At 45.3% G+C, this 24,845-nt stretch carries 16 protein-coding genes, 2 tRNA genes and 2 pseudogenes; 8 read left to right on the top strand and 12 right to left on the bottom strand.

Translation table 11 applies throughout. The annotated features are described in order from the left end of the window. The first annotated feature begins 14 nt into the window (after window positions 1-14). Window positions 15-90: transfer RNA gene (locus ACP5SG_RS04165), tRNA-Val, on the top strand. A 280-nt stretch (window positions 91-370) separates the two neighbouring features. Here ACP5SG_RS04165 and ACP5SG_RS04160 read toward each other — a convergent pair. Beyond that, entirely contained in the window at window positions 371-2,800 is a 2,430-nt protein-coding gene (locus ACP5SG_RS04160; protein WP_428122235.1) for a plasma-membrane proton-efflux P-type ATPase, read from the bottom strand. Window positions 2,801-3,073: 273 nt separating this feature from the next. On the opposite strand from ACP5SG_RS04160, the gene ACP5SG_RS04155 reads away from it, so the two are divergent. Further along, a complete protein-coding gene (locus tag ACP5SG_RS04155) occupies window positions 3,074-5,665 on the top strand; it encodes a DNA internalization-related competence protein ComEC/Rec2 (protein WP_428122248.1) in 2,592 nt (863 codons plus the stop codon). On the opposite strand, the gene ACP5SG_RS04150 is transcribed toward ACP5SG_RS04155, so the two are convergent. The 4 genes from ACP5SG_RS04150 to ACP5SG_RS04135 all read right to left on the bottom strand — a co-directional run bounded on the left by ACP5SG_RS04150 (window position 5,558) and on the right by ACP5SG_RS04135 (window position 8,766). Further along, window positions 5,558-6,019, bottom strand: coding sequence for a chemotaxis protein CheX (locus ACP5SG_RS04150; RefSeq protein WP_237888308.1), 462 nt, complete (start codon window positions 6,017-6,019; stop codon window positions 5,558-5,560). The two genes, ACP5SG_RS04155 and ACP5SG_RS04150, sit on opposite strands and share 108 nt — an antisense overlap. 154 nt (window positions 6,020-6,173) lie before the next feature. Next, entirely contained in the window at window positions 6,174-6,836 is a 663-nt protein-coding gene (locus tag ACP5SG_RS04145; RefSeq protein WP_330873279.1) for a histidinol phosphate phosphatase domain-containing protein, read from the bottom strand. Between the two features lie 181 nt (window positions 6,837-7,017). Further along, entirely contained in the window at window positions 7,018-8,019 is a 1,002-nt protein-coding gene (locus ACP5SG_RS04140; RefSeq protein ID WP_424661310.1) for a methyltransferase, read from the bottom strand. Between the two features lie 318 nt (window positions 8,020-8,337). Then, window positions 8,338-8,766 carry a hypothetical protein gene (locus tag ACP5SG_RS04135; protein WP_424661311.1) on the bottom strand — a complete coding sequence of 143 codons (429 nt, stop codon included), beginning with the start codon at window positions 8,764-8,766 and terminating at the stop codon, window positions 8,338-8,340. Between ACP5SG_RS04135 and ACP5SG_RS04130 the strand changes: the two genes are divergently transcribed. Continuing rightward, window positions 8,765-9,610 carry a hypothetical protein gene (locus ACP5SG_RS04130; RefSeq protein WP_428122251.1) on the top strand — a complete coding sequence of 282 codons (846 nt, stop codon included), beginning with the start codon at window positions 8,765-8,767 and terminating at the stop codon, window positions 9,608-9,610. The two genes, ACP5SG_RS04135 and ACP5SG_RS04130, sit on opposite strands and share 2 nt — an antisense overlap. Here the strand turns inward: ACP5SG_RS04130 and ACP5SG_RS04125 are convergent. The 5 genes and pseudogenes from ACP5SG_RS04125 to coaE all read right to left on the bottom strand — a co-directional run. After that, a pseudogene (locus ACP5SG_RS04125) lies at window positions 9,544-11,055 on the bottom strand (AAA family ATPase); the annotation flags it as partial. The gene ACP5SG_RS04130 and the pseudogene ACP5SG_RS04125 overlap by 67 nt on opposite strands. Before the next feature lie 218 nt (window positions 11,056-11,273). After that, window positions 11,274-11,465: pseudogene (locus ACP5SG_RS04120) on the bottom strand (ATP-dependent metallopeptidase FtsH/Yme1/Tma family protein); the annotation flags it as partial. A gap of 640 nt (window positions 11,466-12,105) precedes the next feature. After that, the gene (locus tag ACP5SG_RS04115; RefSeq protein WP_428122228.1) at window positions 12,106-12,288 is read right to left on the bottom strand and encodes a hypothetical protein; all 183 of its coding nucleotides are present in this window, start codon (window positions 12,286-12,288) and stop codon (window positions 12,106-12,108) included. A gap of 692 nt (window positions 12,289-12,980) precedes the next feature. Beyond that, window positions 12,981-13,057: transfer RNA gene (locus ACP5SG_RS04110), tRNA-Arg, on the bottom strand. A gap of 84 nt (window positions 13,058-13,141) precedes the next feature. Continuing rightward, window positions 13,142-13,777, bottom strand: coding sequence for a dephospho-CoA kinase (gene coaE / locus ACP5SG_RS04105; protein ID WP_237888302.1), 636 nt, complete (start codon window positions 13,775-13,777; stop codon window positions 13,142-13,144). Window positions 13,778-13,850: 73 nt separating this feature from the next. On the opposite strand from coaE, the gene ACP5SG_RS04100 reads away from it, so the two are divergent. The 3 genes from ACP5SG_RS04100 (at window position 13,851) to clpB (ending at window position 20,314) form a co-directional block, all read left to right on the top strand. Further along, a complete protein-coding gene (locus tag ACP5SG_RS04100) occupies window positions 13,851-14,726 on the top strand; it encodes an NAD(P)-dependent oxidoreductase (protein ID WP_428122221.1) in 876 nt (291 codons plus the stop codon). A gap of 300 nt (window positions 14,727-15,026) precedes the next feature. Next, window positions 15,027-17,648, top strand: coding sequence for a magnesium-translocating P-type ATPase (gene mgtA / locus ACP5SG_RS04095; protein WP_428122217.1), 2,622 nt, complete (start codon window positions 15,027-15,029; stop codon window positions 17,646-17,648). A 77-nt stretch (window positions 17,649-17,725) separates the two neighbouring features. Beyond that, a complete protein-coding gene (gene clpB, locus ACP5SG_RS04090; protein ID WP_424661313.1) occupies window positions 17,726-20,314 on the top strand; it encodes an ATP-dependent chaperone ClpB in 2,589 nt (862 codons plus the stop codon). Between the two features lie 81 nt (window positions 20,315-20,395). Here clpB and ACP5SG_RS04085 read toward each other — a convergent pair whose 3' ends face one another. Next, a complete protein-coding gene (locus ACP5SG_RS04085) occupies window positions 20,396-20,716 on the bottom strand; it encodes a ferritin family protein (RefSeq protein WP_237888298.1) in 321 nt (106 codons plus the stop codon). Window positions 20,717-20,896: 180 nt separating this feature from the next. Here ACP5SG_RS04085 and ACP5SG_RS04080 point away from each other — a divergent pair, with 180 nt between their 5' ends. Continuing rightward, window positions 20,897-21,586 (top strand): CBS and ACT domain-containing protein, encoded by a 690-nt coding sequence (locus ACP5SG_RS04080; RefSeq protein ID WP_237888297.1) that lies wholly within the window; start codon window positions 20,897-20,899, stop codon window positions 21,584-21,586. Between the two features lie 73 nt (window positions 21,587-21,659). Here the strand turns inward: ACP5SG_RS04080 and ACP5SG_RS04075 are convergent, their stop codons facing one another. Beyond that, window positions 21,660-23,777, bottom strand: a complete 2,118-nt coding sequence (locus tag ACP5SG_RS04075; protein WP_428122211.1) for a penicillin-binding protein 1A — start codon at window positions 23,775-23,777, stop codon at window positions 21,660-21,662. 592 nt (window positions 23,778-24,369) lie between these two features. On the opposite strand from ACP5SG_RS04075, the gene ACP5SG_RS04070 reads away from it, so the two are divergent. Continuing rightward, entirely contained in the window at window positions 24,370-24,513 is a 144-nt protein-coding gene (locus tag ACP5SG_RS04070; RefSeq protein ID WP_424661315.1) for a hypothetical protein, read from the top strand. Window positions 24,514-24,845: the final 332 nt, after the last annotated feature.

Raw genomic sequence — 24,845 nt, 5'->3', positions numbered from 1 at the left:
ATAACGGGCACGGCGGGCGGTTAACTCAGCGGTTAGAGTGCCATCCTCACACGGTGGAAGCCACTGGTTCAAATCCAGTACCGCCCACCACCAAACAATATCGAATAATTAAACACTGGTTTCATTGTATCCATTTCCTGTCTTGCTTGGGCAGCGACTGAGAGTATTCCAGTCTCAATTGGAGCTTTTCTTTTGCAATAGATAAGGCCTTTGTTGGTTGCGGTATTACCTTCTCTTTAGGCGTCTTCACTCATTAAGCCGATATTGTTATTCAGGCTGTTGTATCCAGTGATCTAGGTATTTTAATGATTTTGATGTATGTATCCTACATAGCCAGTTTAGTTTGCATTGCAGAAATTGCATCGACCAATTAGAGTTCAAATTTTTTGAACATATAGTATTTTGGAAAGTCTATAATAAGCGTAAAGATAGCAGAAAATCCAAAGATAATTATAATCTGATCTATGCTGATAGGGTGGACGATTATTCCATAGAAGCCAAGCAAGGCAAATCCAATTATTGTTAAGATGCTGGATAGGAATAGTTCTATACTTGGAAAAGATGACCAGAAGTGTCTTCTTTCTCTCATTATCAATACCCTGAACTGACTATTGAATACTAGATTAAGCATTACTGCTGTACGAAGTCTATCCCAATCAAGATGAAAATATTTTAATCCGATATAGACTACTATGACGCCTTCAATAACTAATAGTATGCCTGGGATAAGTGAGGCTAAAGTAATATGTTTTATGTTCCAGCTGTTTGGATTGCTTGTATGTTTTACATTATCAGTAGCCAGCGACATGGTTACAAAATCATTTGCGAATACAAGTAGTGACATGCCAAGAAGGGAGAGCACAATCTTATTCAGCCATATGAAACATACTGTAAGCAATCCAACAAATTCTATAACCTTTGTAACCTTATTTAGAACCCACGAAAGCATCCGTTGATATGTTTGTCTGCTTATATTGATGGCATCAATTATTACATTTATACCTGGTTGTGTTAATACTACGCTTGCAGAAGCCTTTGCTACATCTGTGGCATTATGTACTGCTATACCCATTTCTGCCTGTTTTAAAGCAGGTGCATCGTTAACACCATCTCCTGTCATGCCCACCATATGTCCTCTGGATTGCAAAAGCTTTACTATCATGTATTTATCCTCAGGATATATTTCGGCAATGCCATCGCTTTCTTCAACTATCTTCACCTGTTCATCTTCATTTAGATCCTTAATATCTGCCATATGGATAATTTTGTTGCCAATACCTACCTCAGTTGCTATCTGTTTCGCTATGGCAATATTGTCACCTGTAAGCATAATTGGCTTTATGCCATGTTTTCTTGCCGCATCTATCATGGCTTTTGAATCAGATCTCGGAGGATCGGAAAGCGCTAGTAAACCTATAAGCTTAAGATTATCTGAATCTTCTTCTGATTTAGCTACGGCTATAGTCCTATAGCCTTTCTGTGAAAAATTTTCTATTATCTTATTTGCCTTATCAATAACATCTTTATCCATTGGTTGGCATAGTGATATAATGATCTGTGCTGCACCTTTAACTACTTGAAATCTCTTTTTGTTTATTTCAATAATTGCCTCTGTTCTCTTAATTGATGGATTAAATGGCGTATAAGATAGCTGTTTGTAGGCAGTAAAATTTATTCCAATTGATTTGGCATAATTAATAATCGCAAGATCTATTATGTCCATTCCCTCTTCTTTGGAAGCAAGACTTGCCATTAGTATTACATCTTCTTTATTGTATTGTTGGAATGTTATATAATCTGTAATCGATAACTTGTTCTGAGTTATTGTTCCTGTCTTGTCTAGACATAATACATCTATAGATGCTGCATCTTCTATTGAATCTAGTCTAGTTACTAACACTCCCTTTTTGACAAGTTCCATTGCACCAATAGCTTGCACTATGGTAAGTACTGCAGGCAGAGCTACAGGAATTGCTCCCATAAGAAATATAACTGCAAATGTAAGTATAGTAAGTATCCCTATATTTGTGCTCAATGCATATATAAAAATCAACATCGACATAACTATAGCTAGATACATCATATATTTGACTATAGCCATCATTATTTGTTGTTGATGTGATTTTGGTTTTGCAATTTTTACCAAGTTAGCTGTTTTCCCAAAATATGTATTTGTCCCTGTGTTTACTATAATACATTTTGCTTCTCCCTGTTTTACTATAGAACCTGAATAAATTATGTCTGATAGCTGTACATTTACTGGCATTGATTCGCCTGTCAAGGCTGATTCGTCTACAGATAACTCACCTTCGATAATTTTTGCATCAGCGGGTATTATATCGCCAAGCTTTATGACTATTACATCGCCAGGTACGAGTTCTCTTGCATCTTTTTCTATCCATTTTCCATTTCTCAATATTTTTGCCTTGATAGCTAATTTCTTCTTTAAGAGATCTATAGCCTTTTGTGATCCTTGCGCATGTATATGGCCGATAATTGCGTTAATTGTTAGCAGTATAAAGATTATTATTCCCTCGAGATAATGTTTTAATATAAAAGAGAGCCCCATCGCCAGTTCCAGGAGCCAGGGCATGGGTCCCCAGTAGCGCTGGACAAATTCAAGAAGAAGGTTTCTCTTTTTTTCAACCAGTTCGTTATAGCCGAATTTATTGAGTCTGTTTGTGGCTTCATTGTCAGTAAGCCCGTTCTCTGATGAATTCAGAGAGTCGAAGGTATTTTCTAAAGTGACGTTCTTATATTCGGATGTAGGTTTTATATCTGGCAAGTATTCGGCTTCCATGATATGGCCCTTTTCCTTTCGATGCGATTGTTTTATAATAAAATATAAATTATTTGCGTCAATTATATAATTGATGGTCTCATAAAAAGTCATTATATGAGATGGCTAAGCAAAAATCGTAAATGCAAGGCGCGCAGATCCTGAGGAATGAGGCGTATTTTTGTACGCCGCAGTGACGACGGATGCAGCGCAACACGGCAGTCGGCGACTTTTTGTTACGCCATCAGAATCAGCCAATTTCCGTAAAGAGAGGTTGTTAAAACGAGAGGCTGCATCCTGACCCCACTTGCCATACTTATTATACCGTTTGCAATCGGCATCACTGCGGCGAATACCTGGCATATTGGCGTTCCATATCTTCCGTTCTATCTTATCGGGGCAGGCGCTGTGGTATTGCTGGGCCTTGGGGCCGTGATTCGCGGCTTTAAAGGAGATAAGGTAAAGACAGGGTCCATGGTGATCATCATTGGGGTATGGCTTATCTTTTTCTCACTTGGATATTTCGACCTCCGCCTCTCAAGAGACAATGTAAGGGTGTTTTCCAGTGGCCTTATCTCGCTTGCAGATCAAGATGGCCGACATATCTTGACCGGCCAGGTCATCCGTGCCCCTGTGCCGACAGATGACGGGGCACGGTTATTTGTGGCAGTATTCAGACACCACATGCCCGTAAAAGACCTCGGTGTCTCAGGATATCTAAGCCTCTCAGTCAAGGATCTATCTTACATGGATATTTCCCCCGGGGACTGGATACGTTTCAAGGCGTCTCTCAGGCCCGTAAGAAACTTCAAGACCCCAGGTGCCTTTGACATAGAGACCTGGTGGGCCACACGCAAGGTGCTGGTTACGGGTTATGTAAAAGGCCCGCTGGACATCGCAATCATAGGGCATTCGGACAGCTCAGTGGCTATGGGGAGGGCGCGCTATCTCATTGAGCACGCGAGAAAACAGCTCCTTGTGGCGATTGACAGGGTGTTTATCGGTGACGCCAAAGGGTTTGCGGCGGCGCTCCTGGTCGGCGAAAGTTCATGGTTGTCTCCCGAGATTAAAGAGGCATTTTCGCGCACAGGGACGAGCCACCTTTTGGCCGTCTCGGGCCTTCACATGGGTCTCATGGCCTTGTTTATCGGCGGTCTGATAAGATTTTTGCTCTTGAGGTCCCAATGGATAGCACTCCATCTACCGGTAAAAAAGATTGCGACCCTATGCGCGCTCATTGGCGCCATCATCTATATGGGCCTTGCAGGCCTTTCGCCGTCTGCAGTACGCGCCACGATCATGGTAATAGCATTCGGGGCCGCATATCTGTTTGGAAGACCTCAGACCCCTCTAAACTCCCTTGCCATTGCTGCTTGGTGCATCCTAATATATGAACCTCTCGACCTTTTTAATATCTCATTTGAGTTGTCCTTTGCAGCTGCATTCTTTCTAATCCTGTTTTCAAACTACTTTTTTATATTGGAAAAAGACAAAATCGGGGCAGGCTGGTTGACCGTTAAGATAGGTCAGCTTAGAGCATTTATATTGGTAAGTATTGTCGCGGCATTAGGCACGGCACCTCTTGTGGCCTGGTACTTTCAGCGTGTGTCCATATTGTCGTTGCCAGTTAATATGATTCTAGTCCCGCTTACAAGCATGCTGATCCTCCCGGGCTTGATGCTAGGGGCGTTGACAATGGCTGTAAGCCCGGTGCTTGGGACTTATTTGTGGAAAGTTATAGGATATGTGATCGGGTTTGGCTTAAATATCGTTAATCATGTCTCAGTATTAGACTGGGCTGCTATTTCTATGCCAAGACCTATTATATGGCAGGTTGTGCTTTTTTATTTTGCATTTATTCTTTTGGCCTTTGCGTTAGGCAGTTTAAATGAGAGAAAGAAGGTTCAGGTCGTGGTCCTGGCTTTAGCCATGGTTTCAGCCATAGTCTCGGCAGTCCCGTGGCCGCTTATTATTCCGCGGCAAGACGCCTTGAGGCTTCATGTACTGGATGTGGGCCAGGGTCTTTCTCAGGTTGTAGAGCTTCCCGGACAGAGGCTCATGGTTATTGATGGCGGCGGGCTTATGGGTAGCGACTTTGACGTCGGCGAGCGGGTGGTCGCGCCTTTCATCAGGACCCTTGGCTATTCGAAGATAGATATACTTGTTGCATCCCATCCTGAATATGATCATATAGGCGGACTCCCTGCACTGATAAGGGGGTTTAGAGTGGGAGAATTTTGGACAAACGGAGACAGCGCTGACGGCACCCAGTCGTGGCAGGATATAATGAAAGAGTGTGTCAAAAAAGGTATAAGGCACAGGATCCTCGAGAGTGACGAGGCGTTTTATGTAAAAGATGCCTTGATAGAGGTTATGACGCCAGGGGGATGCCATGAGCTGGCAGACACCTTTAATGCAAGGTGTCTTGTGATCATGATTTCATATAAAGGCAGATCGATGTTGCTTACAGGTGATATAGACAAGAATCGCGAGGCGTGTTTGGTCTCAAACGGGCTTGCGGATATTGACGTATTGGTTGTGCCCCATCACGGCAGCAAGAGATCGAGCAGTCAGGCTTTTATAAACGCGGCAAGACCTATACTGGCTATTGTATCATCCGGGTGGCGCAACCACCTCGGGTTGCCGAAATCAGAAATAATAGAGCGCTATAAGGATATTAAAAGCCGCATCTTAAGGACTGACAGGGATGGCACTATAACTGTTGAGATAAAAGACCATAATGCGGTCAACATCCAGCTTTTCGTTGGAAGCGACCAATCAGTCGCTGAATGCTATTTCTATAACAAAACCCCCGTTTGGCGTTTCAAATGGCAGGGCTATTATAGGTCCTTTGGTGACATGTGTGATCACATGCCTTTCACCTGAGACTACGGTAGGCGTGCCTGCCGAGAGGGAGATGCCGTCAGCCTCGGCCCTTCGCCGTGCATCTCCGCAGATCATGTTGGTAAGCTCGCCGACTGCATCTCTTACCTCGTCATTTATCTCTGTTACAGGGGAGCCAAACAGACTTGTCACGATTGCCTTTATGCAAGGACCTGTAAAAGAAATGGACATTGAGCCCTGTGCTTGACCGGTGATGCCAATAATCCCTGATACATCGCCTGATGCCACAAAATCTTTTTTTAAAAAGGGCTTTCCTGATTTCGGTTCAATTTTGGCCATAGTCTTCAACACATTGACGGCAGCATCGAGAAAGGGATTTATAAGCCTAGCATCCATTATTCCTCCAGATGTTTTTAAGGTGTCATTAATGCCGATTGCCGGCTGGCTATTATAAAATATAGTCGGATAGTTGCCAATAAAAAAATAAATTTGTATCAAGTTGTATAGATCTTACCATGCTTATTTTATTTCTTGTGTTTGAGGTTGTCCTTTAAGATTGCAGGTCGATAGCCGATATTAGACGCCATGTTTCGTTAAAGACGTCTTCAGCCTCCTCTTCTGAAAGTCCTGCGCCCATGGCGATCTTTCTTGCCATTTCAGCCGTCATAAAGTCAGATGGGGCATGTCCATCGGAATTTACAACTAAATGGGCACCATGTTTCATGGCAAGCCTTGCTACATGGCCGTTTGTAAGGCTGTGCCCCTTTCTTCCTGATAGTTCTAGCATTATTCCTCGCCCTGCGGCGAGTTTTACATCGTCAGGGGTTATAAATCCAGGATGTGCCAATATATCTATATCGGCTTTAAGGGCGGCATGATTAGTCCCTGGGTAAACCGGCTCAACGATTGTCTCGCCATGGCAGACCACAATCTTTGCCCCAAACCCCCTAGCCTTTTTGGCAAGGTCGTCTATCAACCTTGGGTGTACATGGGTGAGCTCAATCCCTGGGATGAGCCTAGTCTGGCTGTATTTGTTTATGTCATCTGCTGCCCGCCTGATATTGAGCAGTATGTGTTCCAGATTAGATGAATCGGCATGGTCTGTAATGGCTACAGCCTTATATCCCATGGCCTCAGCCCGTCTCACAAGCTCTGAGGGCAACAACTCGCCGTCGCTGAACAAGCTGTGACAGTGAAGATCGAACATTAGCATAGTATTCCTCTACTCTTTAATTTAACAAGGCTTACACTGCCGTCTTTGATCCAGATCCATTTAAAAATACATGCCTTAATATGAAATTGTCTATACGATTTTGTGGTTAACCAGCTTCAATTTAAAAAAGGAGGAATTGCGGGACGGTTGCCGCAGCCGGGTTGAGTAATGTTGCCATAGGCTAGGCGTGCTTTATGCCAATGATCACTCCTGAATTATTTGGGGTATCCAAAGGGATTCGCTGGATCGAATCCAGCCCTGCCTCGAGCAGCATGGATTTGATGGCATTTTCTGAATAGGCCTGACCGTGTGGTGTCCCGACAAGCATGTTTAGTGAAAATAAGGCGGGGAAAAGCGGACCACTTTCTTCATTGTTGAGGATAAATTCATGCACGGCTATCAATCCCTGCGGCTCAAGGGCGGCTACGGCCTTTCCGATTATGGTTTTGCATTCTTCCGGACCTTCTGAATGGAGTATTTGACTCAGCCAAATCACATCAAAACCTTGCGGCAAGGTATCTTCGATATAGTTCCCACCAATAAAGGTTATCTTCCCTTTAAGACCGGATCGTTCTATCATGTCTTCAGCTATATGCCGGCTCGTTGGAAGGTCAAAGATTACTGCAGAAAGCCCTGGATTGTATTTGCAAAAATGAATGGCATAGGTGCCGGGCCCTCCTCCCAGATCAAGCAGGCGCCTTCGGCCTGTAAGATCTATCTTAGGTACTATCTTGGGCGCTACAATCATGGCCATATTGAACATACCCATCAAAAAACTTTCTCTTACGATGGGACCGTCGAAAGATGCCTTTTTTCTTACCGGCTTACCTGTTGCTACGGCCTCTACCAGCTTCTGCCATGATGTCATGAGGTGATGATGATGCTGGATGATGAAACCCATATATTGATCTGACGTCTTTGAAAGGTAGCGGATGGCATGATCCGTGTTGCGGTATCGATCGGATTCCTTAATCAAAAGATCCATGGCCGTAAGGGCGTTAAGCAGCATAGCCGTCGCCCTGACATCGCCCTTGATCTTACTCGCTACCTGCTCTGCAGAGAGACTTATGTCGCCTATATGTGTAAATATGTCGAGAAGCACTCCAGTATGTAAGGCACAGGCTTCCCAATATGAACCCGAAAGTTTAAGAATGGCACATGGATCCCATTCTTTTTTGTTCATATCATCAGTCCTTTCTGTCTTTGTATGGACCATGCAAGATCTAAATAAATTATGTTTTAGAATATTCCAGCAAGGTAAGCAACTATTTTAGTGTTACGAGTAAATAGAATTGACCGCTTATAGAGTAAATGAATTGTCCTGTTTGTTGCGTCAATGTTCATGTCCGCCATTAACGATTTTGTTTTAATAATATTTCCTTTGTCAGAGCGAAGGCGAGGCGCTTTTCTCCTGAGTCAACATACATTTCTTCCAATCCCTGTAAATCTCCACAAAATGATCTCCTTGACTTCCTGTAGCAATTTTGTCCAGTCCTCCTGACTATATAACCGGACATTCACGTGCTACAAAAGAGGTCAAATCATTTGCTTCTAACACTATTTTTATCTCCAGCACTCGACACTTGAGTGGCCGTTTTAGCCATACACTTGCATAGAACCATTCCATCCGATAACGTAAAATATTAATATTTATCAGCTCAAGGAGTGCGGTTGTGGCAATAAGGCCCCTTGTCAAGTTGTTGGTCCTATCCTTGCTGTTGCTCGGGTTGCCGCCCTTGGGCATTTTCCTTTCAGGAAAGGGTCTTGCTCCATATTTGACCTTTGTGCCTGTTGCGCATCCCATTATGCAGCCCCAGTTTTCCTGGACGGTTTTTCTTTCGCTGGCCTCCTTGCCTGTTGCCGCAGTCGCATTGTTTGTGGTATGGTTCAGGTCTCCTTCGTCAAGAGCTGCGTTGCCTTTTATGTCCATGCCGGTAAAGAGATTTTTCCCGTGGTGGGGTTGGCTCGGCGTGGTGCTGCTTATTACGACTTGGATATTGGCGTGGATGCGTTTTGTCTGGTTTGCGCGGTGGCAGAGCTATACCTTTACTCCATTATGGATGGCCTATATTCTTGTCGCCAACGCCTTTACCATAAGGCGGGCAGGGCACTGTCTTTTAACCAGACGGCCTGGTTATTTAATCGCGCTTTTTCCCTTCAGCGCCTTTTTCTGGTGGTATTTCGAGTATCTGAATCGTTTTGTCCAGAACTGGCACTACGTTGGGATCCCGCCCGTCGGACCGTTAGGGTACTTCCTTCTGGCCACCCCGCCCTTTGCCACTGTCCTGCCAGCGGTGTCGAGCACTACCGAATGGATGGCAACCTTTCCATTTTTGGGGCGGTGCCGCAGAGGTCCACGCATGCCAATGCTCAAGCATCCGCGCCTTTTGGCTTGGTTGACGCTTTTATTGGCTGGTATAGGACTTACTGGAATCGGCGTCTGGCCGCATTATCTCTTCCCCCTTCCGTGGCTCGCGCCGCTCGCGATTATTATAGCACTTCAGGTGCTTTTTGGCGAAGAGACGGTTTTTTCAAAGATAAAGGCTGGTGACTGGCGGCCTGTGCTGCTTCCGGCGGCAGCCGGGCTCTTTTGTGGGTTTTTTTGGGAGATGTGGAACTACTTCTCTTTTGCCCACTGGGAGTATACCGTACCGTTTGTGCAACGTTTTCAAGTCTTTGAGATGCCTATCTTGGGCTACGCCGGCTATCTGCCATTCGGACTTGAATGTGCTGTTGCCTCAGATGAGCTCTCGAAGTTGTTTGGGTCTAATTGATTATCGGCGTTGTCCAGCCCCAACTTGGCGAGCTTTTTTTCGCACCAAGTTATATTACAGACAGAACATTTGTCAGGGAGGGCGGCATCGTCTCCAGAGAGTTTTCTATTGCATTCATAGATGATATCGAATTCTTCGCCATCAAGGGTCTCTTGGACCAACAATATCTCGGCGACCTTGTTTAGAAGCGCCCTTTCCTTTATAATTATAGCTTTTGTTGCCTCGTAACATTCTTTAAGTAGCCTATTTATTTCTTTGTCGGCCAGCGCCGCCATTTCTTCACTTAAAAACAGTGGACGTTCAACCCCCGTCAAAAAAGAGCTTGACTCATGCTGATAGGATATTGGACCTATCTTATTGCTCATCCCATACTGACATATCATCATGGTTGCAATGGCCGTAGCCTTGGCAAGATCGTCCCTTACGGCAGTAGTCTGCCTGCCGAAAACTATCTCTTCCGCTGCCCGCCCGCCGAAGAGTATCTTTATTCGATTCATCAGATACTCCATGGAATATACATGATGTTCATCGATGGGGAGTTGCTGGGTTACACCCATAGATCTTCCACGCGGGATAATCGTTATTTTATGGACAGGGTCTGCTCCGGGCAGCATCTTTGCCATGATGGCATGTCCTACCTCGTGATAGGCAATAATCCGCCGGTCCTCTTCATCCATAACTACGCCCCTTCTTTCAATTCCCAAGACGATCTTGTCTTTAGCCTCTTCGAAGTCCTCCATCTCTATGAAAGACTTTCCCTTTCTTGCCGCTTCCAGCGCCGCTTCATTGACAAGGTTGCGTATATCGGCCCCGGTAAATCCAGGGGTGCCCTTTGCGATCATTTTAAGATCGACATCCTTTGCGAGGATTACATTTCTTGCATGTACTTTAAGGATGGCATAACGGCCTTTCATATCTGGAGGTGGGACATAAATGCGCCTATCAAAACGACCTGGACGGAGGAGGGCGGGATCTAAGACATCGGGCCTGTTTGTGGCTGCTATAACTACTATATTGTCATCTGACTCGAAACCGTCCATCTCTACAAGAAGGGCGTTTAAGGTCTGCTGTCTTTCATCCTGCCCACCAGGGATGTCTCCTACGCCCCTATTCTTGCCCACTGCATCTATTTCATCGATAAAAATTATACATGGTGCATTTTTTTTGCTTCTCTAAATAGTTCCCTTACCCTTGATGCCCCTACTCCCACGAACATCTCCACAAAATCCGAACCGCTTATGCTGAAAAACGGCGTTCCAGCCTCACCTGCAATAGCTCTTGCCAGCAATGTCTTACCGGTCCCTGGCGGACCCATAAGAAGGACCCCTTTCGGCATCCTTCCGCCAAGACGATTTACAGACGAAGGGTCTTTAAGAAAATCGACTATTTCCTTTACCTCCTCTTTTGCCTCATCGATCCCTTCAACATCATTAAAAGTTACACATTTCATGCTCTCGCAAAGATTTATCACCTTTGTCTTTGCAAACTCATTGCCCTCTTTCTTTTTTAGATATCTATTTAATACCCATAGGGCAAAAAGACCTATAACACTTGTGATGATTATCCCGATAAGCAGATAAAAGAAAAACCCTGGTTTGTTGGATTCTGTCTGGATCGCGACCTTCTGCTCTAGAAGTAGTTGAATAAGATTCGACACGTCTGGCGAAAAGGTATAATATGTCTCGCCATTGACGTCTTTTATTCTTAATTCACCGTCGCTTATTGCTACTTCAGAAATATTACCTTTTTTGACGGCATTTATAAAATCACTATATTTTATAATAGGACTATGACTTTCAAAATGCCAGGGCAAATATATGGCAATCCCTATAAATGAACAGATTATGACGGCCATCAAGGCCCTTACCATATAGCGCAAGTATTTTTCTCCTTTTAATGCAAAAGATAAAAGATTGACGATGCGAACAATTAAATTATTATAATAAAAAAATATCAACAAAAAGGGTGTATCTCTTTGTTTTTGCCGGTTTTATATTTTAAAAGTTAATATATCCTGCATAGTTCAAATACATCGTGCATTTTAGAATCAGGATGCTGGTTGAAAGAGAAAATAGTGATTTTTTGGAAGGTAGACTGACTGAAAAGAAAGTAGATAAAGGGATCAAAATGAAAGGATAGGCGGCAGAGGGCTACCACTACCCTCTGCCGACTTTCTTATTTAGCCGCCTGTTACGGCGGAGAACCAGGCCTTCGCAAGCTCTACAGGACCACCAGCGGCGATAAGTCCTGCCGCAAGACAGGTAATGCCCCAAATGCCTACGAGACCAGCCATAATCCCCCCCGGCGGCAAGTGTGATCTTTGAAATCTCCTTTTCAAATCCGGCGCTGGCTATATCTAATCCAGCATCTTCTCTTACTTTTGCCTTGGTTGTCGCTGAATTTTCCATGATAGTTTCTCCTTATGTTTTAATAATTTTAATTGCCCGAAACGGCTACGAACCAACTTGTTATTAACGATATCGGACCATGAGCTGCTATGAGACTATGAGACCGCCTGCTAGACAAACTAGACTCCATGCCCCTATAAGTCCCGCTGCTATGCCTATTGCTCCTAAACCTATATCGCTTACTTCTTTTTCGAAATCAATGCTTCGATTGTTTTCCAGGAGATTCATATGTATCTTTTCTCTTAATTTAGTCCCGATATTGTTTATCATGATCTCCCCCTTTGTTATTTTATTTACCTCTTTTAAGTAAACGATAATTTATTAATTAGTTTTTTCAAGTAAAAATTTAATATTTTCAATTAGTTAGTTGACAATTCAAGATGTCAAAATTCAAATATATAAAATCGAAAGATATTGATAACCTTAAGATGAAAACAAAGACAATAAAATTATTAATCAAAAATTTATAATTTTATAAAAACATTTTCTTTACAATTATAAGATGCATAAGAATTTAAATTTTTTTTGATTCTTATGTTGAACAAAATTATTTATATGAGATTTGAACTGAATTATCTTATAATATAGTTGGCAGTCAGTGGATTATGCAGAACTTATTTTTTTCATCTGCTTGAACTAGATTATAGGCCCAACCTTGGTATCAAGTATCCATCCAATTTTATGTCAGCCCTTGGCTTGGTCTGTCTCTTTGCACCTTCGGTGGCATTGTGGCTCTCGATCACCACATTATCACCTACTTAAGCGCCTTAATCTTGAGTTCAAACTGACCCGTCTTGCCGCCTGTATCAGCAAAGGCATACACGCGGCCATCGATGATCTATGTGCGGCTGGTGTCAATCATGGCAGTGTCGCCATCCTTAATATCGGGGTCACGCTGGCGAAAACTAATCCCCTACCCAAAGCGATTTTTTTGAAGCGCTAAGTACTTGATTTTATTGATTTGGCCTGCCCAGCGGGACTCGAACCCACAACCTACGGCTTAGAAGGCCGTTGCTCTATCCTGTTGAGCTATGGGCAGATAGGAATGATCAGTGCGCCTTTTATAATATTACAATTATATCTTGTAAAGCCCCGTTGAGGGAGATTGCAGCGCATTAAATTTTTATGGTGTCCTGCTGATGTCGTCAATAAGTTTTGCTACTTGCTTTTGTAGATTTTCCTGGAAATCATTAAAAATTACATAATCAGACCGTCTAATCTTTTCTCCTTGAGGGAGTTGCTGTTTTAGCCACATTATCGCCTTTCGCCGTCCTATATTGTTTCTTTCAATGAGTCGCTTTATGCAGGCCTTTTCTGGCGCTGACACCGTGACGATCATATCAAAAAGGCCTTCCCAGCCGGCCTCGAATAAAAGCGGCACCTCCACAAAGACCATCTCGACCCCTTTTGCCTTAAGCGCCTTTAGCCTTTCATCCATGAGTTTAAGTATCTCAGGGTGTATGATGTTCTCCACAGTTTGTTTGATTCCGGCATCCGACAGTATAAGCCCTAAAACTCGAGCCCTGTCGAGATCGCCGTTTTGTTTGAGAATTCCAGTCCCGAGTGTATTTACAAGCCTTTGAAGCGCCTGGGTGCCAGGTCTTACCGCATCTTTTGCGAGTTCGTCGGCATCCAGAACGGTGATGCCCATTTGGGATATCAGCCTTGCCGTAGTACTTTTTCCAGATGCTATGATGCCGGTCAGGCCTATGACTTTTTTAGGCCAGGAGTCTTTTTTCTTGAGGTACGATTGCAGCATGCTGTAAAATAGGCAAAAGGATTTTAAGATTTATTTTCAAATCTAACGGAAGATATACAAGGAGGGAAGCCTTATGTTTAAGAGGGTCGGTTTTATTGGTATGGGTATAATGGGTCAGCCCATGGCGCGCAATATCCTCAAGGCTGGCTATGAAATCATGGTCTATAATCGAACATATGATAAAACTATACCTCTCGCTATGGTAGGTGCAAGGGTAGGGATGACGCCAAGGGAGGTGGGTGAATGGGCAGATGTGGTGATGCTCATGGTTACTGGGCCCGAGGCGATCGATGCAGTCCTGGATGGTGATGACGGTCTTTTAAAAGGCATGTCAAATGGCGGCTTGATAGTCAATATGAGCACCGTGCCGCCTTCCTATACGAGAGGTCTTGCTGCAAGGCTCAAAACCTATTCTATAATACTGATAGACGCCCCTGTATCAGGTTCAAAAAAGCCAGCCGAAGATGCAACCCTTATCATCCTTGCAAGCGGTCCTCGCGAACAAATAAAGAGACTTGAATCACTTTTTTTGACAATGGGCAAGCGTGTTGTCTATTGCGGAGAGACAGGCCAAGGCTCTGCCATGAAGATGGTCGTGAATCTCCTTCTTGCCGTCATGGTGGCTGGATTGAGCGAGGCTGTTTCGCTTGCCGAAGACCTCGATCTCGACATAGAGACCGTGCTTGATACCATCCTTTCAGGTCCCATGGGGTGCAGCCTTTTCAATCTCAAGGCGGATATGCTTAAAAATGATGTCTTCCCGCCGCAATTTCCCTTAAAACATATGGCCAAAGACCTTGGTTTCGTAATAAATACTGCAAAGGAATGTGGCGCTGACATCTTTATCGGCCAGTCGGTCCTTAGGCTTTATGATAACGCCATGAAAAAGGGGCTGGGGGATCAGGATGTCGCCGCGGTCAAAAAGATTGTCAATTCTTTGGAAGATTGATCTTTTGATGCATTTTTTGAGTTGCCTTTTGATCTATCAATAGTTATAACAAGACGCTGTCTGAATCAGTGCTGCTGGTTTAAAAAATAAAGAAAGTGCGCGGGGAATAAGAGATGAACGAATCCGATGGCAGTGGTAACCACCGCTCAACCAAAGGAAATGAGATGAAGAAAAAATCAGAAGACCCTGGATCGCGATCATTCATCGCATGCGGTCTGTGAATCGTTAATCAAGCCCATTTTTAGCTACCCAGCCGGTTCACCAGACCGTTTACATCAGCGGTCCAAAGAGGTGTGAACCATGAAAATCTTTCCATCTTCAATATTGCCGAGGCGTCTCGGCTTGCCAAAACAAAACGGCGACAGGTTTCAGTCCACCCAAAGCCTGACCCAATTCGCTGTAAGCGAAATAGACGAGGTCTTGCGGAGGGTGGGTACGCAATTATCCGGTCTCAGTGAAGATGAGGCGCTGGATAGACTTGAAAAATATGGTCCCAATACAGTTGCGCAGGAAAAACGGTATGGGAGACTCCATCTCTTCGGGAAGGCCCTGATCAATCCCCTTATTATCCTGCTCTCTATATTGGCTGTCGTATCGGCGCTGACCGGGGACCTGCGTGCGGCCTTTGTTATGTCTCTTATGGTAGTCGTCAGCGTTTTGTTGCGTTTTATTCAAGAGGCCAGGGCGGATTCGGCTGCGGCGAAATTAAAGGCCATGATACGCGTTACAGCTACGGTTGTCAGGGATGGAGAGCAGCGCGAGGTCCCGCTTAGCGAGCTTGTGACAGGCGATATAGTTAAATTCTCGGCAGGCGATATGATTCCTGCTGACGTGCGTCTTATAGAGAGCAAGGATTTTTTTGTGATACAATCCATACTCACAGGCGAATCCTTCCCTGTAGAGAAGACACACCTTAAAGAAAATAAGGTGGTTAAATCGCCCGTAGAACTTTCAAATATCTGTTTTCTTGGCACCAGTGTTGAGAGTGGAACAGCTACCGCCGTTGTTATCGAGACCGGATTCCGCACCTATCTGGGTAGAATGGCGAGATCCATTGTTGAACAACAGCCACAGACGGCCTTTGATAAGGGTGTCGCCAGGTTTACATGGCTCATGATCCGCTTCATGATGGTTATGGTGCCCTTGGTGTTTGTGATAAACGGCATTACAAAAGGTGACTGGAAAGAGGCCTTCTTTTTTGCCTTGTCTGTGGCTGTGGGCATGACGCCCGAGATGCTCCCAATGATCGTGACCGTATGCCTTTCTCGTGGTGCCATGGCCATGTCAAAAAAGAAGGTTATAGTAAAACATCTCAATTCCATTCAGAACCTAGGTGCGATGGACGTTTTATGCACCGACAAGACAGGCACACTTACCATGGACCGTGTAGTCCTCGAAAAGCACTGTGATCTCATGTTGGAGGAAAATGAAGAGGTCCTGCTCTTGGCCTATCTAAACAGTCATTTTCAGACAAGCCTCAAAAATGTCCTTGATCGGGCTGTGCTCGCCCATCGGGAGGTGCATGATCAATTTCATGTGCCTGATTATATAAAGGAAGATGAGATCCCATTTGATTTCAATCGTAGGTTGATGTCGGTTGTGCTCAAGACGCCTAAAGGTGAAAACCTTCTCATCTGCAAGGGTGCCCCGGAAGAGGTCTTTAAACGTTGCAGTCGGTTCGAATATAAAAACGATCTGTATAATATAGATGAAATGTGGCTTAATGATATAAGGATAGAGTATGACAAATTGGGCAGAGACGGTTTCAGAGTGCTTGCCATAGCCTACCGCTATATGGAGAAAAAGCCGGCTTATTCCAAAGAAGATGAGAGAGATCTGATCTTAAAGGGGTATGTCGCTTTTTTCGATCCGCCAAAAGAAACCGCGCCCCATGCGGTTGCCGCTTTGCATAGACATGGGGTTGCTGTAAAAGTACTCACGGGCGACAACAAGGCTGTTACAAGGAAGGTGTGTAAAGACGTCGAGATACCTACGGCACATGTGATAAACGGTGATGATGTGGAGCATATGACCGATGAAGATCTTGAAGGTATCGTGGAGGAGACGACTATCTTCACCCGTCTCGCCCCTGCACATAAACAGCGGATAGTAAGGGCGCTCCAAAGAAAAGGACATGTAGTGGGCTTTCTGGGGGACGGGATCAATGACGCCCCTGCGCTCAGGGCCGCCGATGTAGGTATTTCAGTGGATTCCGCAGTCGACATAGCAAAGGAGTCTGCAGACCTGATCCTTCTTGAGAAGAGTCTTATGGTCCTCGAAGAGGGGATACTCGAGGGCCGCAAGGTGTTCGCAAATATACTTAAATATATCCGTATGGGGGCGAGTTCGGCCTTTGGAAACATGTTTAGCGTAGTAGGTGCAAGCGCTTTTCTGCCTTTTCTGCCAATGGCTCCGCTCCAGATATTGACCAACAACATGCTTTATGATTTTTCTCAGGTACCCATACCGACAGATAATGTAGACCACGATGAAATAAAAAATCCGCGTCCCTGGTCCATGGGCGAGATAACACGTTTCATCTTGTTCATCGGGCCTTGCAGCTCTATTTTTGACTATACTACTTACTTCATCATGCTTTATATATTCGATTGCTGGAAAAACGCCCCGCTCTTTCAGACTGGATGGTTTATTGAGTCCTTGCTTACCCAAACCTTTATTATTCACGTTATCAGGACTAAAAAGGTCCCTTTTGTCGAAAGTCTCGCCAGTCGGCCGCTCATTCTTACTACAATGGTCATTATGATGATAGGGATGTGGCTGCCCTATTCCCCAATAGCAGGAACGCTTGGTTTTGTGCGACCGCCGCTTATGTATTGGCCATTAGTTGTCCTCACGCTTGTCTGTTACATGGTGTTGACCCAGATCGTTAAGGTCTGGTTGATGCGGAAGAGGTGGATATAGGGTTTGCTTGACACCGTCGATCTTAATCCTTAGTTTTTGAAAACAAAATCCACCAGATGACAACGTGAGGTGTTTTTATGCAATTTGACAAATTGACGCTTAAATCACAAGAGGCCATTCAAGAGGCCCAGCATTTAGCCCAGAGCCGCGGTCATCAACAACTGGAACCTGAGCATCTATTAAGAGTGATGCTCTCCCAGCATGAAGGGGTTGCGGCCTCTGTTTTTAAAAAAATGGGGGTCGAGACATCTGCGATCTTGGCCGAGATGGATGCCGTCATTGAAAAGTTGCCTCAGATAAGTGGTCCTGGCGGGGGGCAGGTCTATCTTTCAAGTGCGTTAAACAAGATACTTGAGCGCTCTTTTGCCATTGCGGCTGAAATGAAGGATGAATATGTGAGCCAGGAACATATCATCCTTGCAATGCTTGAGTCGCCGCAGACCGTTGCGGCCAAGGCGCTTGTCAGCCGCGGTGTTACCAAAGATGCCTTTTTAAAGGCGCTGGTCTCCATAAGAGGGAGTCAAAGGATCACCGATCCCAATCCGGAAGACAAATTCCAGGCCCTCGAAAAGTACGGCCGTGACCTTACTGGTCTTGCGAGGTCAGGCAGACTCGATCCGGTGATCGGTAGAGATGATGAGATCCGGAGGGTGATTCAGGTACTTTCCCGCCGTACAAAGAACAACCCTATCTTGATTGGCGAGCCTGGCGTCGGGAAGACTGCTATAGTTGAAGGCCTGGCCCAGAGGATAGTCTCGGGGGATGTCCCTGAAACGTTGCGCGATCGCAGGGTCGTTACCCTTGATATGGGTGCACTTATAGCAGGCGCTAAGTATCGCGGTGAATTTGAAGAAAGGCTCAAGGCAGTGCTCAAAGATGTGGCAGAGCGCCAAGGCGAGGTAATCCTTTTCATTGATGAGATCCATACCTTGGTAGGGGCTGGGGCGGCCCAGGGATCGATGGATGCATCGAATATGCTGAAACCGGCGCTTGCAAGGGGTGAGCTTCACTGCATAGGTGCAACGACCATAGATGAGTACAGGAAATATATAGAAAAAGACGCTGCACTCGAAAGACGTTTTCAGCCGGTACTTGTGGATGAGCCTTCAGTGGAAGATACGATCGCGATACTGAGGGGGCTCAAGGAGAAGTATGAGGTACATCATGGCGTAAGGATAAAAGACTCGGCCATAGTGGCGGCGGCTACCCTTTCGCATCGTTATATTACAGATCGTTTCCTTCCTGACAAGGCCATTGATCTTATAGACGAGGCGGCGGCCAAGCTCAGGATTGAGATAGATAGTCTGCCTTCCGAGATAGACGAGATAGAGCGAAGGATCATGCAGCTTGAGATAGAACGCGAGGCCTTAAAGAAAGAGACAGACGCGGTCTCGCAGGAGAGACTTAAGAAAATAGAGCAGGAGCTTGCAGATTTAAGGGAAAAAAGCGATGCCTTAAAGGCCTCGTGGCAGCAGGAGAAGAGTTTTATCAAAAAGATTCGGGATATCAAGGAACGTATGGATCAGCTGAAGGTCCAGGCCGAGAAATATCAAAGAGAAGGCGATCTGAACAAGGTCGCGGAAATACTTTACGGAGAGCTGCCGAGATTAAAAAAAGAACTCGATGAAGAACAGCGGCGCATTGAAGAGATACAGAAAGGCGGCGCTGGTATGCTCAAGGAGGAAGTTGATGCAGAGGACATAGCATCTATCATCTCAAAATGGACAGGTATCCCGGTAACTAGGCTTATAGAGGGCGAGAAAGACAAGCTGGTTCATATGGAGGAGCGTCTTGCCAAGAGGGTGGTAGGCCAAGAGGCGGCTATAAAGGCGGTTTCAAACGCGGTCAGAAGGGCTAGGGCAGGGCTCCACGATCCGAGGCGGCCGTTGGGCTCTTTCATATTTCTCGGTCCAACCGGGGTAGGTAAGACAGAGCTTGCGAGGGCACTAGCCGAGTTCATGTTTGATACGGAGCAGGCAATGATCCGTGTGGATATGAGCGAATATATGGAAAAACATGCAGTCGCTAGACTTATCGGTGCGCCACCCGGCTATGTTGGCTATGAAGAAGGCGGATATTTAACAGAGGCGGTGCGGAGGAGGCCTTATGCCGTAATCCTGTTCGATGAGATAGAAAAGGCCCATCCAGATGTATTCAATATCTTACTCCAGATCCTAGATGACGGCAGGTTGACGGACGGCAAAGGTCGAACGGTGGATTTCAAGAATACCATCATAATCATGACCTCTAACATAGGAAGTGATCTCATACAGGAGATCAGGGACTACAAGACCATGGAACAGAGGGTCAACGAGGTGCTGCGTCTTTCCTTTAGGCCGGAATTTCTGAACAGAGTGGATGATAAGATAATATTCCATCCGCTTGAGAGGCTGCATCTCATAAAGATCGTTGATATCCAACTCGGGCACCTGGCCGAGCGCCTTTCCGAGAACAAGCTCATGCTTGAGGTAACCGACAGGGCAAAGGAATGGATCGCAGAGGCTGGCTATGACCCGTCATTCGGCGCCAGGCCGCTTAAACGGGCCATCCAGCGTTATATCGAGGATCCGCTTGCCATGAAACTTCTTGAAGGGGTATTTAAAGAGGGGGGCAAGATAGTGGTGGATATAGACGAGAATGGCCATGTGGTCTTTTTTGCTGGTTGATTAAAATGCCCTTGCATAATCAGCGCAGGATTGCTGGCTGTGCAAGGGCGCTAACAGACGACAAGGGATATCCTGATCATTTTATCTGTCAGTATTTTTATTTCTCAGCCCTTCGGATATCTCTTCCACCTCGGAGGCGCCTTTAATGTAGAATTTTTCCTCATCTGGTTCTAGACGTTTCAATAAGCTAAGAAATTCACCAGCATGAACACGTTCTTCGTCTGCAATGTCTTTTAAAACGGCCTTTGAAAGTTCATCGTCGATGGATTCGGCAATCTGCATATAGAGCTGAACCGCTTCATACTCTGCCGCTATAAAAAAGCGTATGCCCCTTATAAGCTCTTCATGTGTAAGTTTTCGTGAATTGACAAGGCCTGAAAAAGGATTTCCGAATTCCGGCATAGAAGACCTCCTTTTGTTTCATTATTTGCAATAAATACTACAGCATCTTGACATCATGATGCAATCTTATTAGATGAACAACAAGACTTTGGGATGGCCGCATGTCTATGGTTGCAGTTTTGCATATATGGCAACAAAATTTAATAAAAGCAATTAGTTAGGTATTTAGGGAGGATTATTATGCTAGTTAAAGACTGGATGGTCTCCAATCCTATAACTATTGACGAAAATGCATCCATCATGAAGGCAACTCAGCTCATGAAAGAGCATAATATAAGGCGGATACCGGTAATCAGACAGAATCGCCTGGTTGGGATCGTAAGCGACCGTGACATAAAAGAAGCGGCCCCATCGAAGGCCACGTCTTTGGATGTACATGAGCTCTATTATCTTTTGTCTGAGATCAAATTGAAAGACATAATGACCAAGGAGCCGATAACACTCAAGGAGGACGATTCAGTGGAAAAGGCTGCTGTGATAATGCTTGAGAATAAGATATCGGGCCTGCCTGTGGTCAATGACCAAGGCGCCGTTACAGGCATAATAACCCAGACCGATGTCTTCAAAGTGATGATAAGCATTACTGGTATTTACCGGGGGCCGATACAGATCGCCTTTGATCTTGAAGATAGACACGGCGCAACCGCAGAGGTATTGAACCTCATCCGTTCTAGACAGGCTAGCCTTGTAAGTGTGCTTACATCGCAGGATCATGTAACGCCGGGTCGCAAGGAGGTATATGTGCGCATAAAAGATATACCTGAAGACCAGCTTAATTCATTAGTAAATGATCTCAAAAAGGTGGCCAAGGTCTTATATGTCAAAAGGGAGATATTGACTGATATACCGCGAAGGCCTAAAAAATCCTAAGATTTTGAAGTCGTTTTGTTTGGGGATGGAGCATTTTTAATCCCACTTTTAATAATCCCACCTCTCTTCTGTGCTAGAATTTAAGCCACGTTGGTAATTTAAGTCTGCCGGAGTCAGAGGGGGGTGGGTTTGTTTCTTTTTGTTGAGTGGGCGTCTGTTGTTGCGGCGGTTGGGCCGATTCGGAGGTTTGCTGGACCGCTTCCGAAGGCATTGGTTCAAGGGCTATGTCAGGGTTGTCGTCTTTTTGATCGTAGGGTACGATATCGCCAGTATTTTTATCGAATGCCACCATGGTTACGCCTTTAGGTATGTCAAAGGCGTCTTTTTTCATGTCTTTCTTGGTTGTTTCCATAAAAGACGTCCAGATCGGGCATGCGGCCCTTCCGCCCGTTTCTAACCTCCCAAGAGATTGCATGTCCTGCCTGCCCACCCAGACTCCTGCTACGGTTTCGGGCGTAAAGCCGATAAACAAGGCGTCTTTGTAATTGTCCGTGGTGCCGGTCTTGCCTCCTGCCGGGATCCCCAAGGTCTTGGCATAGATGCCGGTACCCTCCTGTATCACTGCTTCAAGCAGCGTCACCATCTGATATGCCGTAATGGGGTCTGTTGCCTCTGAGACGGATGGCTTAGATTCTTCAAGTATATTGCCATTTTTGTCTATAACCTTTTCTACAAACATAGGCCGTACCGTCTTTCCAAGGTTTGGAAATGTGCTGTAGGCCTGAACGAGCTGTATGAGTGGTACGGCTGACGATCCAAGCGAGATGGATAGATCGTTCGCCAATGGGGCCTCGATCCCCATGAGGCGGGCCGTCCTCTGAATGGCCTTTACACCTACCATCCTGGCCAGTTTTACAGCAATAACATTTCTTGAAAGCGCCAGGGCCGTCCTTATGGTGATAGGTCCCATATATTTCTTGTCAAAGTTCTCAGGCATCCAAGGGTGTTGAGAATCGGGACCCGTAAGGGATATGGGCTCGTCAACCATGATGCTGTTTGGGGATATGAGCTTTTCGGCAAGGGCCGTAGTGTAGACTACAGGTTTAAATGCCGAACCGGGCTGCATCTTGCCCTGTGTTGCATAGTTGAATTGGGAAGACCTGAAGTCCTTTCCTCCGAGCATGGCCCTTACAGCACCAGTCTTGAGATCCATGGCCACGAATGCTGCCTGAAGGGTGTTAGGTAGTTCCTTGTCCTCCGGATATCTCTGGATGAGTTCTTTCAGGCCTTGCATTGTAGATTTATACGCCTGGATCTGCCATGACCTTTTCAGCGTTGTTATAATAGTTAACCCGTCATTGAATAATTTGTCCTCTCCGTATTTTTCTTCAAGTTCTTTTCTTACCTCTGACAGAAAGTATTCAACCCCTGGCGTCTGCGGTATCTCTTCTGGTTTTAGGATGATTGGGGTCTTTTTGGCCTTTTCCGCCTCCTCTTTTGTTATAAAACCATCATCCACCATGCGCCTTAGTACATATTCCTGTCTTTTTTTAGCAAGGGCCAGGTTTCTGAATGGGGAATAGCGGCTTGGTGCCTGTGGAAGACCTGCTAACATAGCCGTTTCCGCCAGATTGAGCTCATTTACATGCTTGCCGAAATATGTCCTGGCTGCGGCCTCTATGCCGTAGGCCCCATGCCCAAGATAGATCTGATTGAGATATATGGTGATTATTTCATCTTTGCTGAGTGCCTTGTCGATCTGCCAGGCTAGAATGGCCTCTTTTATCTTTCTGATCCAGCTCTTCTCCGGACTGAGCAGGAGCGACCTTGTGACCTGTTGGGTGATGGTGCTTGCGCCTTGGACGATGCCGCCCGCCTCTATGTCCTTTATTGCCGCTCTGAGGACACCTATGAGATCCACACCTGGATGTTCGTAAAAACGAGCGTCTTCGGCGGCAAGAAAGGCATTGATCACCCTCTGGGGTATCTTGTCTCTCGGGATAGGCCAGCGTTTTTCATTATACCAATAGGCTAGTATGTGGTGGTCTTCGTCATAGACCTCTGTCACACGCGGGGGGTTGTATGAGCGCAGGCGCGATATGTCGGGCAGGTCGAGGATCATGTATCCCACCAGCAGCGCACCTACGATGATGGTGACAAGCATGGCGGAACCTATAATGATGCCTATTATGGGGCCTATGCCCCACGGCTTTTTATGTCTTTTTAGACCTTCATTGTCAATATTGGACATAAATTTTTTAATATACCTGATGTTAAATTTATGATGCAATATATAACTTTATCAACTTTCTGACCTACCATAACAATTCTATCTATCTTAATTAGGTGCATCTCCAGCGCCATACAAACTAGACAAAACATGTACTATAATTTTTTATATTTACACAAAAAATTGACAGTAGCAAATAGGGGATATATAAACCATATTGGCCAGGTGGATTTAGTAGATATCTTACATGTCAATCTGATCAATCTGACTACCGATCGGATTTGATGGAATTTTTTAATATAATAATGTATAATGCCATGTTGGTCACGCTTTCGGCCCTTTTGAATATGTCAATAGTCGCTCCATCCACCTTCCATCCGCCGTAGGTTTGATGTTGATCTCGATCCCGATGTCCATCTCACTCCTCTTTTTGGGACAGATGGGGGCTTGGCGAGTATTGGACGACATTGATCAAAAACATTGATTTCAACAAGACATTGATGGTCGGCATGCTTGGTTTTTTGCTGTTTGCATTGGATACTGGGTCAAGGCGCACAAGGAGGGTAAGCCCGGGGATGTAGGTAAAAAGCAAAGGTCTCTTACAGAGTTGGAGATGGAGATTGCTAGGCTCAAACGGGATTTGGCCCAGATCAGGATGGAGCGTGGCATATTAAAAAGCGGCTGCATACTTTGCGAAGGAGTCGCAGCGAGGTATGCGGTCATGAAGTGGATGCGGCTCAAGTATCTGTTTCTATGATGTGCCTATCTTGAAGGTATCAAAAAACGGTTATATACGGCTCAATCGCAGACCTTCAAGACATGTCAGGGGGAGCAGAGGCTTGGTGGAGATAAGGGCGGCACACAAGAGGACCCGTGAGCCCTGTGGACCAGGGGATTATAGATTGACCTTGCCAGGCATGGCGTCAAAGTGGGGATTTTCAGGATCAGACGGATCAGGAAAAAGCTGGGGATATATTGTAAACAGAAAGGGAAGTTTAAGGCGACGAGTTATTCAAGGCATACATTACCCGTGGCGAGAACCTGCTCAATCGGCAATTCAAGGCTAGGGCCCCGAACCAGATATGGCTT

The sequence above is a fragment of the Dissulfurimicrobium sp. genome, from assembly GCF_049968175.1.
Taxonomy (GTDB): Bacteria; Desulfobacterota; Dissulfuribacteria; order Dissulfuribacterales; family Sh68; genus Dissulfurimicrobium; species Dissulfurimicrobium hydrothermale.
The sequence above is the reverse complement of the archived record's forward strand: the minus strand, read 5'-3'. Positions and strand labels throughout refer to the sequence as shown.

What these genes read in the sequence shown, in the direction of transcription:
- clpB (WP_424661313.1), top strand. Translation starts at nt 17,726, where the DNA reads ATGCAATTTGACAAATTGACGCTTAAATCACAAGAGGCCATTCAAGAG.
- ACP5SG_RS04140 (WP_424661310.1), bottom strand. Translation starts at nt 8,019, where the DNA reads ATGAACAAAAAAGAATGGGATCCATGTGCCATTCTTAAACTTTCGGGT.
- ACP5SG_RS04080 (WP_237888297.1), top strand. Translation starts at nt 20,897, where the DNA reads ATGCTAGTTAAAGACTGGATGGTCTCCAATCCTATAACTATTGACGAA.
- ACP5SG_RS04130 (WP_428122251.1), top strand. Translation starts at nt 8,765, where the DNA reads ATGCCGGTAAAGAGATTTTTCCCGTGGTGGGGTTGGCTCGGCGTGGTG.
- ACP5SG_RS04135 (WP_424661311.1), bottom strand. Translation starts at nt 8,766, where the DNA reads ATGGACATAAAAGGCAACGCAGCTCTTGACGAAGGAGACCTGAACCAT.
- ACP5SG_RS04115 (WP_428122228.1), bottom strand. Translation starts at nt 12,288, where the DNA reads ATGATAAACAATATCGGGACTAAATTAAGAGAAAAGATACATATGAAT.
- ACP5SG_RS04085 (WP_237888298.1), bottom strand. Translation starts at nt 20,716, where the DNA reads ATGCCGGAATTCGGAAATCCTTTTTCAGGCCTTGTCAATTCACGAAAA.
- ACP5SG_RS04070 (WP_424661315.1), top strand. Translation starts at nt 24,370, where the DNA reads ATGGAGATTGCTAGGCTCAAACGGGATTTGGCCCAGATCAGGATGGAG.
- coaE (WP_237888302.1), bottom strand. Translation starts at nt 13,777, where the DNA reads ATGCTGCAATCGTACCTCAAGAAAAAAGACTCCTGGCCTAAAAAAGTC.
- mgtA (WP_428122217.1), top strand. Translation starts at nt 15,027, where the DNA reads ATGAAAATCTTTCCATCTTCAATATTGCCGAGGCGTCTCGGCTTGCCA.
- ACP5SG_RS04150 (WP_237888308.1), bottom strand. Translation starts at nt 6,019, where the DNA reads ATGGATGCTAGGCTTATAAATCCCTTTCTCGATGCTGCCGTCAATGTG.
- ACP5SG_RS04100 (WP_428122221.1), top strand. Translation starts at nt 13,851, where the DNA reads ATGTTTAAGAGGGTCGGTTTTATTGGTATGGGTATAATGGGTCAGCCC.
- ACP5SG_RS04075 (WP_428122211.1), bottom strand. Translation starts at nt 23,777, where the DNA reads ATGTCCAATATTGACAATGAAGGTCTAAAAAGACATAAAAAGCCGTGG.
- ACP5SG_RS04145 (WP_330873279.1), bottom strand. Translation starts at nt 6,836, where the DNA reads ATGCTAATGTTCGATCTTCACTGTCACAGCTTGTTCAGCGACGGCGAG.
- ACP5SG_RS04160 (WP_428122235.1), bottom strand. Translation starts at nt 2,800, where the DNA reads ATGGAAGCCGAATACTTGCCAGATATAAAACCTACATCCGAATATAAG.